Here is a 7,720-nt window from a genome sequence, read left to right as displayed (position 1 = left end):
AGCGCGCCGAGCGAGACGGCGAGAGCCGAGAGGGCGGCGGACAGGACGGCGGCTGCGCGGCGGCGCGGGGTGGGCCTCACGTGCGGGACGCTAGCGCCGCGGAGCGACCTGCGCCGGGGGAACGACAGGACTGACGGCACCAGGGCGGGGAAGGGTGCAGCCATGACCCGCACCCGCGTCGCCGCTGTGGCGGCACTCGTCCCGCTGTCCCTCCTCCCGGTCACGCCGTCCGTGGCGGCACCGGCCACCGCAGCGGAGCCGGCGGAGGCCACGCCCGCCTCCGTCGCCGCGACCGACCCGAAGGGCGACGTCACTGGAACGGCGAAGGCGTGGCTGGTGAGGGCCACCGACGTGCGCAAGGTCGAGGTCGAGGTCGCGCTGGAGCCCGAGCTCGAGGGTGACGACGAGCGCGACCTGGTGCTCTCCTTCATCATCCGGCACGGTCGCTCCCTGCTCGGCAAGGAGAACGCGCACGCCGCGGTCACCTGGTTCGCCGTGGGCAAGCGCGCCTACAAGGCCGTCTACGGCTCGCCCGGGACCGGGCGGATGGACATCCTGCGCAAGAACGCCGAGGGGGAGTGGAACCCGGTCTTCTTCGGCTTCGCCTCGCAGGGGGCCGGCGGCGGCCGGCTCGACTTCTCCGTGCCCGTCGGGCCGGTGGGCGCCGGGGAGCTGAAGGTCCGCCAGACCGTCCTGCGGCTGCGCGGCACCGACGTCCGGGACACCGTCGCTGCGCCGAAGGGCTCGATCACGCTGGAGTGACGCGCTAATCGGTTCGCCCTGGGACCCTCCGGGGCGGACAATCTCCCCTCGTGGGACACGTGGACGTCGCAGGAGTGCGCTACGAGCTGCCGGACGGGCGGGTGCTGCTCGACGACGTGTCGTTCCGCGTCGGCGAGGGGCAGAAGGTCGCGCTGGTCGGCGCCAACGGCGCGGGCAAGACGACGCTGCTGCGGATCGTCACCGGCGAGCTGCAGCCGCACGCCGGGGTGGTCACGCGCAGCGGCGGCCTCGGCGTCATGCGCCAGCACGTCGCCCACGGCTCGACCAGCGTCGCCGACCTGCTGCTCAGCGTCTCCCCGCCCCGCGTCCGAGCGGCCGCGGCCGAGGTCGACCGGCTCGAGCTGGCGCTGATGGAGACCGACGACGAGCGGACGCAGATGGCCTACGCCACGGCGCTGGCGGAGTACGCCGACGCCGGCGGCTACGACGTCGAGGTCACGTGGGACGTGTGCACGACGGCTGCGCTCGGGGTGTCCTACGACCGCGCGAAGTACCGCGAGCTCACCACGCTCTCGGGTGGTGAGCAGAAGCGGCTCGTCCTGGAGTTCCTGCTGCGCGGCCCCGACCAGGTGCTGCTCCTCGACGAGCCCGACAACTACCTCGACGTGCCCGGCAAGATCTGGCTCGAGGAGCGGATCCGGGAGTCGGACAAGACCGTGCTGATGATCAGCCACGACCGCGAGCTGCTCAGCAACACCGCGACCCGGGTCGTGACCGTCGAGCTGGCGAGCGGCGGCCCGGGCGTCGGCAACTCGGTGTGGACGCACGCGGGCGGCTTCGCGTCGTACCACCAGGCACGCACGGACCGGTTCGAGCGCTTCGAGGAGATGCGCAAGCGGTGGGACGAGGAGCACGCCAAGCTCAAGGCGCTCGTGCTCCGGCTCAAGGTCAAGGCGGAGTACAACGACGGCATGTCGAGCCAGTACCGCGCCGCGCAGACCCGGCTGCGGAAGTTCGAGGAGGCCGGTCCGCCGACCGAGCAGCCGCGCGAGCAGCAGGTCGCGATGCGGCTCAAGGGCGGCCGCACCGGCAAGCGCGCGGTCGTCTGCGAGCAGCTGGAGCTCACCGGGCTGATGCGCCCCTTCGACCTGGAGGTCTGGTACGGCGAGCGGGTGGCCGTGCTCGGCTCGAACGGCTCCGGCAAGTCCCACTTCCTGCGGCTCCTCGCCGCCGGCGGCAGCGACCCCGACGTCGAGCACCGACCCGTGGGGGAGGTCGAGGTCCGCCCCGTCGCGCACACCGGCCGGGCCAAGCTCGGCGCGCGGGTGCGGCCGGGGTGGTTCGTGCAGACCCACGAGCACCCCGAGCTGGTCGGCCGCACGCTGCTGGAGATCCTGCACCGCGGCGACGGCCACCCGGACGGCCGGCAAGGCATGGGCCGCGAGCAGGCCGCGCGGGTGCTGGACCGCTACGAGCTCAGCGCGTCGGGCGAGCAGACCTTCGAGTCGCTCAGCGGCGGGCAGCAGGCGCGGTTCCAGATCCTGCTGCTCGAGCTGTCCGGCGCGACCCTGCTGCTGCTCGACGAGCCGACCGACAACCTCGACGTGCAGAGCGCCGAGGCGCTCGAGGAGGGGCTCGCGGCGTTCGCGGGGACCGTGCTCGCGGTGACCCACGACCGCTGGTTCGCCCGCGGGTTCGACCGGTTCCTCGTCTACGGCGCCGACGGCGAGGTCTACGAGTCCGACGGGCCCGTCTGGGACGAGAGACGGGTGGCGCGGGCCCGATGACCCACCACGGGAGCGAGCGCCTGCGGATCGTGGAGGTCGACCCGTTCGACGACGCCGCCCTCGACGCCTGGCACGCGGTGTACGCCGCCGCCGAGACGTTCGGCTACGAGGACACCGCGACCCCGTGGCAGCTCGGGGAGGCGCGCGTCCTGCTGCAGGAGCCGACCTCCGACACCTGGGCCGCCGCGTGGAGCGGTGTGCTCGGGGACGGCCCCGGCGCGTCGGTCGTCTCAGCGGGCTGGATGGAGACCCCGCTGCGCGACAACCTCGAGCGGGCCGACGTGACCGTGCACGTGCTGCCGGAGCACCGCCGCCGCGGCCACGGCACCGCGATGCTGGCCCACCTGGAAGGGGTCGCCCGCGAGCGCGGCCGCTCGATCCTGCTCACCGAGGCGCACCACGCGTACGCCGCGGGGCCGGCCGGCGCGGGGGAGCCGGGCCCGGAGTTCGCCCGCGCCCGCGGGTTCACGCTCGGCCTGGGCGACGTCCAGCGCGAGCTGCGGCTGCCGGTGGCCGAGGAGCTGCTCGACCGGTTGGCCGCCGAGGCGGCGCCGCACTGCGCGGCGTACACGCTCCGGTCGTGGGTCGGTCCGGTCCCCGACGAGCTGCTCGACGGCTGGGCGGAGGTGACCGCGTCGCTGATGACCGAGGCCCCCGTGGGCGACCTCGCGCTCGAGCCGGAGGTCCCCGACTCGCACGGTGTCCGCGAGCGCGAGGGGTCGGTCGCGCGCCAGGGTCGCACGACCTACGACACCGTCGCGCTGGACGTCGACGGTGCCGTCGCCGCCTACACCGAGCTGGTGACGACCGTGCACGAGCCCGGCCGGGCCTACCAGTGGGGCACGCTCGTGCGGCGCGCCCACCGCGGCCACCGGCTCGGCCTCGCGGTCAAGGTCGCCAACCTGCGGCTGCTGCAGGCAGAGCGGCCCGACATCGCGCTGGTGACGACCTACAACGCCGAGGTCAACGACCACATGATCGGCGTCAACGAGCTGCTCGGCTTCCGCCCGGTGGCCCGCCTCGCGGAGCTCCAGAAGATCCTTTGAGGCTGGCTCACCTGTCGGTCGGTCGTCTCAGTCGGTGGCGTCGGAGTCGAGCTCGAGGTCGACCGTCCGCTCCTCGCCGTCGCGGACGAAGGTCACCGTGACCTCGTCGCCGGGCCGGTAGGAGCGGATGGTGGCGACCAGCGAGTCGGCGCTGGTGATCGTGCGGTCGTCGACGCCGGTGATCACGTCGCCGACCTCGATCCCCGCCTCACCCGCGGTCGAGCCCTCGCCGACCTCCTGCACCTCGGCGCCCATCACGTCCGGCGACGGCGCCTCCTCCTCTTCCTGCTCCTGGCCGGGGAACCCCTCGGAACCCTCGGGCAGCTGCACCGAGCCGCGGGCGCCCGGGTCGCTGACCGAGATGCCGAGCCGGGCGTGCGTGGGCTCCTCGCCCGCCTGCATCTGCTCGACGATCGGCAGCACCGGCGCCATCGGGATCGCGAAGCCGAGGCCGATCGAGCCGCCCTCGCCGCCGAGCCCGGTCGAGGAGGTGCGGATGGAGGAGTTGATGCCGATGACCTGCCCGGCCATGTTGACCAGCGGCCCGCCGGAGTTGCCGGGGTTGATCGCGGCGTCGGTCTGGATCGCGGGGTACGTCGTGGAGTTCTGCTCGTCGTCGGTGCCGACGTTGACCGGTCGGTCCAGGGCGCTGACGATCCCGCTGGTCACCGTGGACTCCAGGCCGAACGGCGAGCCGATCGCCACGACCTGCTCGCCCACGTCGAGCGCGCCGGAGTCGCCGATGGTAGCGGGCGTGAGGCCCTCGACGTCCTCGGCCTGGATGACCGCGGTGTCGGTGAGCGGGTCGCGGCCGAGGATCTCGGCGTCCGCGCGGCTGCCGTCGCTGAACGCCACGGAGATCTCTCCGCCGTCCGCGGCCAGCTCGATGACGTGGTTGTTGGTCAGCACCAGCCCGTCGGCGCTCAGCACGATGCCCGAGCCGGACCCCGCCTCCTGCGTGCCCCGCACCTCGATCTGCACGACCGAGGGCAGCACCGCTGCGGCGACCTGCTCGACCGAGCCCTCGGGTGCCGGGTCGTCGGAGGTGCTGACGACGGGGGACGTCGCGACCGCGCCGGTGCCGCCGGCCGTGCCGTCGTCGTCGTACGCCGACCAGAGCGCGGCGCCGCCGATGCCGGCACCGCCGCCCACGACCAGCGCCCCGGCCAGGACCGCGGCTGCGAAGCCCTTGCGCCCACGCGGACGGTCGGGCGCCGCGGGCTGCGGCGACGGCGACCCGGGAGCAGCGCCCCAGCCCGCCGGCGGGCCCGACGGCGGAGGACCGGCCGGGTAGGCGTGCAACGGGGCGGTGTCCTGCGGGTCGTGCGCGGGGCGGTCGTTCTCGGTCATGGCACCACGGTGCCCAGGGTGCCTGTGACGATCCTGAGACGCGGCTGGTCGCTTGTGCAGAAGGGGTCGACGGCGCTTGTGATGTGGACCACAATCGCGCCATGACTGCCACCGCACCCCCGACCGCCCTCGACAGCGCGGCCCCCGACCCGGTCTTCGTCGACGACCGCCTCGCCCACTGGGCGAGCGCCACGCCGGACGCCGAGGCGATGACCTACCTCGGCCGCACCTGGACCTGGGCGCAGTGGGACGACCGCGTACGCCGTGCGGCCGGCGCCCTGCAGTCGCTCGGCGTCGGTCGCGGGGACGTCGTGGCGTTCCTCGACAAGAACCACCCGGCCTGCGTGGAGCTGTCGCTGGCGGCCGGCTCGCTGGGCGCCGCGAACGCCATCGTCAACTGGCGCTCGTCCGGCGACGAGGTCGAGTACGCCGTCAACGACTCCGGCGCGAAGGTCCTGGTCGTGGGCAGCGAGCTGCTCGCCACGGTCGAGGCGATCCGCGACCGGCTGCCGCAGGTGGAGCACGTCGTCGAGGTGACGCCCGAGGGCACCGACGGCGACGCGTGGGAGGCGCTGCTCGCAGGCGCGACGCCCGTCGACCGGCGGCCCGAGGTGGAGCCGGACGACGTGTGCCTGGTGATGTACTCCTCCGGCACGACGGGCCGGCCCAAGGGCGTCATGCTCACCCACCGCAACATGGTCAACCACACGGTCAACGCCCACGACGGATGGGGCTTCGAGCCCGGCGACAAGTCGATGGTCGCAATGCCGCTGTTCCACGTCGGCGGCTCGTCGTACGTCCTGTTCGGCATCCACGACGGCATCCCGAGCGTGATGACCCGCGACCCCGACGGGATGTCGCTCGCCGGCGCGATCCTCGAGGGCGCCAACCGGACCTTCCTGGTGCCGGCGGTGCTCGCGCAGGTGCTGCAGTCCGGCGAGGACGCGGTGAAGCTGTTCGGGGCGCTGAAGACCTACACCTACGGCGCCGCGCCGATGCCGCCGCCGCTGCTGCGGGCCGCGATGCAGGCCTGGCCGGACACCGACTTCATGCAGGTCTACGGCCTCACCGAGGTCGCCGGCGTCGCCACCCACCTGATGCCCGAGGACCACCGCACCGCGGAGGCGTCCGGCCACCCGGAGCGGCTCGTCTCTGCGGGCAAGGCGGTGCCCGGCGTCGAGATCCGGATCGTCGACCCGGCCACGCTCGAGGACCTCCCGGTCGGCACGCACGGCGAGATCTGGCTGCGGACCCCACAGCTGATGAAGGGGTTTCTCAACAAGCCGGAGGCGACCGCGGAGGTGATCGTCGAGGACGGCTGGTTCCGCACCGGGGACATGGGCAAGCTCGACGAGGACGGCTACCTCTTCGTCGAGGACCGGCTCAAGGACATGATCATCAGCGGCGGCGAGAACATCTACAGCCCGGAGGTCGAGCGGGTCCTGGCCGAGCACCCGGCGGTCATGGAGGTCGCGATCATCGGCATCCCCGACGACACCTGGGGCGAGTCGGTCAAGGCCGTCGTCGCGCTGAAGCCGGACGCCTCGGCGACCGAGGAGGAGATCATCGCCTACTGCCGCGAGCACCTCGCGCACTACAAGTGCCCCCGCAGCGTCGACGTCCTCGAGGCCCTCCCGCGCAACCCGACGGGCAAGATCCTCAAGCGCGAGCTCCGCGCGCCGTACTGGGAGGGACGCGCGCGCGGCGTCAACTGACCTCCAGGACCGGTCCGCACGGGAACGAGCGCGGACCGGTCCGCCCACAGGCCGGTAACAGTCGCCCCACAAGCACCCCGACACCACTCCACCCGCTGCCACGGTGCCCGAGAGGGCTGGGCACGACGAGCAGGGGCAACGGGGGAGTGGTGTCGCCATGCGCGCACGCATGCAGGGGTTGGTGGCCACCGCGGTGGTCGGGGCCGTGGTGGGACTGGCGGTGCCGCTCGGCGCGCTCGTGACCACCGGGGCGGCGGGCGCCGCGAGCGGCACCTCGTGCGTGGCCACCACGCACGCCTTCGGCGCCGCGACCGGCTGGACGGAGTTCGTCGAGGGCGACGGCCACCGCACCTCGGAGTCCGAGGGCTCAGTCGCGTACGGCGGCAGCCTGCCGACCGGCATGACCGTGGGCGGTGACCTGGCCGTCGCCGCGACGGTCGCGACGCTCGTGGTCGCCGGCACCCACGGCCAGTGGTTCAACCTGCAGCGGGGCAGCGCGTACGTCGTCCCGCAGAGCGGGGTCAACCACAACGGCGGCGGTTCCTACCTCGCCGCCAACCCGGTCGACTTCCCGGCCGCGTTCGCGGAGCTGCGGGCGCTCTCGACCCAGTGGGGTGCCGCGCCCGCCACCGGCACCCTGGTGCGGGCCGGCGACGAGGTCAACCGGGTGGTCCAGCTGCGCGGCACCGACCCGCGGCTCAACGTCTTCACCCTCACCCAGGCCGAGCTCACCGAGGCAACGACCATCGCGTACGACGTCCCCACCGGGTCTGCTGTGCTCGTCAACGTCCGGGGGACCTCGCCGCGGATCACGAGCAAGATGAACCTGACCCCCGGCGGCGCCCAACCGACCACCGGTGGCGTCCGGGCCCGCGGCCCGTTCATCTGGAACTTCCCCGACGCCACGTCGGTGAGGTTCGACGTCGGCTCGGACTTCGGCGGGCACGTGCTCGCGCCGCGCGCCCACGTCGTCGTCGAGCTCGGCGTCCTCATCGGCCAGACGATCGCCGCGTCGTTCCGCTCGCCGAACGAGACGCACGTGGCCATGCTGCCCCCGACGGTCTGCCTGCCGCCGACCGCCCCGCCCGTCGACCCGCCC

The 7,720-nt window shown here is 73.5% G+C and carries 6 protein-coding genes; 5 read left to right on the top strand and 1 reads right to left on the bottom strand.

What is annotated here, in order from left to right:
- Positions 1-162: 162 nt before the first annotated feature.
- The 3 genes from G6553_RS20350 to G6553_RS20340 are packed head-to-tail and all read left to right on the top strand — an operon-like array spanning position 163 to position 3,556.
- Positions 163-762: a hypothetical protein gene (locus G6553_RS20350; protein ID WP_166196920.1), complete on the top strand. Its 600-nt coding sequence runs from the start codon at positions 163-165 to the stop codon at positions 760-762.
- A gap of 50 nt (positions 763-812) precedes the next feature.
- Positions 813-2,510: an ATP-binding cassette domain-containing protein gene (locus G6553_RS20345; RefSeq protein ID WP_166196918.1), complete on the top strand. Its 1,698-nt coding sequence runs from the start codon at positions 813-815 to the stop codon at positions 2,508-2,510.
- Positions 2,507-3,556 (top strand): GNAT family N-acetyltransferase, encoded by a 1,050-nt coding sequence (locus tag G6553_RS20340; protein WP_166196916.1) that lies wholly within the window; start codon positions 2,507-2,509, stop codon positions 3,554-3,556. Before G6553_RS20345 ends, G6553_RS20340 begins: the two co-directional genes overlap by 4 nt.
- A gap of 27 nt (positions 3,557-3,583) precedes the next feature.
- Here G6553_RS20340 and G6553_RS20335 read toward each other — a convergent pair whose 3' ends face one another.
- Positions 3,584-4,906: a trypsin-like peptidase domain-containing protein gene (locus G6553_RS20335; protein WP_166196914.1), complete on the bottom strand. Its 1,323-nt coding sequence runs from the start codon at positions 4,904-4,906 to the stop codon at positions 3,584-3,586.
- A 101-nt stretch (positions 4,907-5,007) separates the two neighbouring features.
- Between G6553_RS20335 and G6553_RS20330 the strand changes: the two genes are divergently transcribed.
- Both G6553_RS20330 and G6553_RS20325 read left to right on the top strand, forming a co-directional pair.
- Positions 5,008-6,621 (top strand): long-chain-fatty-acid--CoA ligase, encoded by a 1,614-nt coding sequence (locus G6553_RS20330; protein WP_166196912.1) that lies wholly within the window; start codon positions 5,008-5,010, stop codon positions 6,619-6,621.
- 157 nt (positions 6,622-6,778) lie between these two features.
- Positions 6,779-7,720: choice-of-anchor A family protein (locus G6553_RS20325; RefSeq protein WP_166196910.1), on the top strand; the 942-nt coding region annotated here is incomplete at its 3' end.

Source organism: Nocardioides sp. IC4_145, from assembly GCF_011250565.1.
In the GTDB taxonomy this organism is placed as follows: Bacteria; Actinomycetota; Actinomycetes; order Propionibacteriales; family Nocardioidaceae; genus Nocardioides.
The sequence above is the reverse complement of the archived record's forward strand: the minus strand, read 5'-3'. Positions and strand labels throughout refer to the sequence as shown.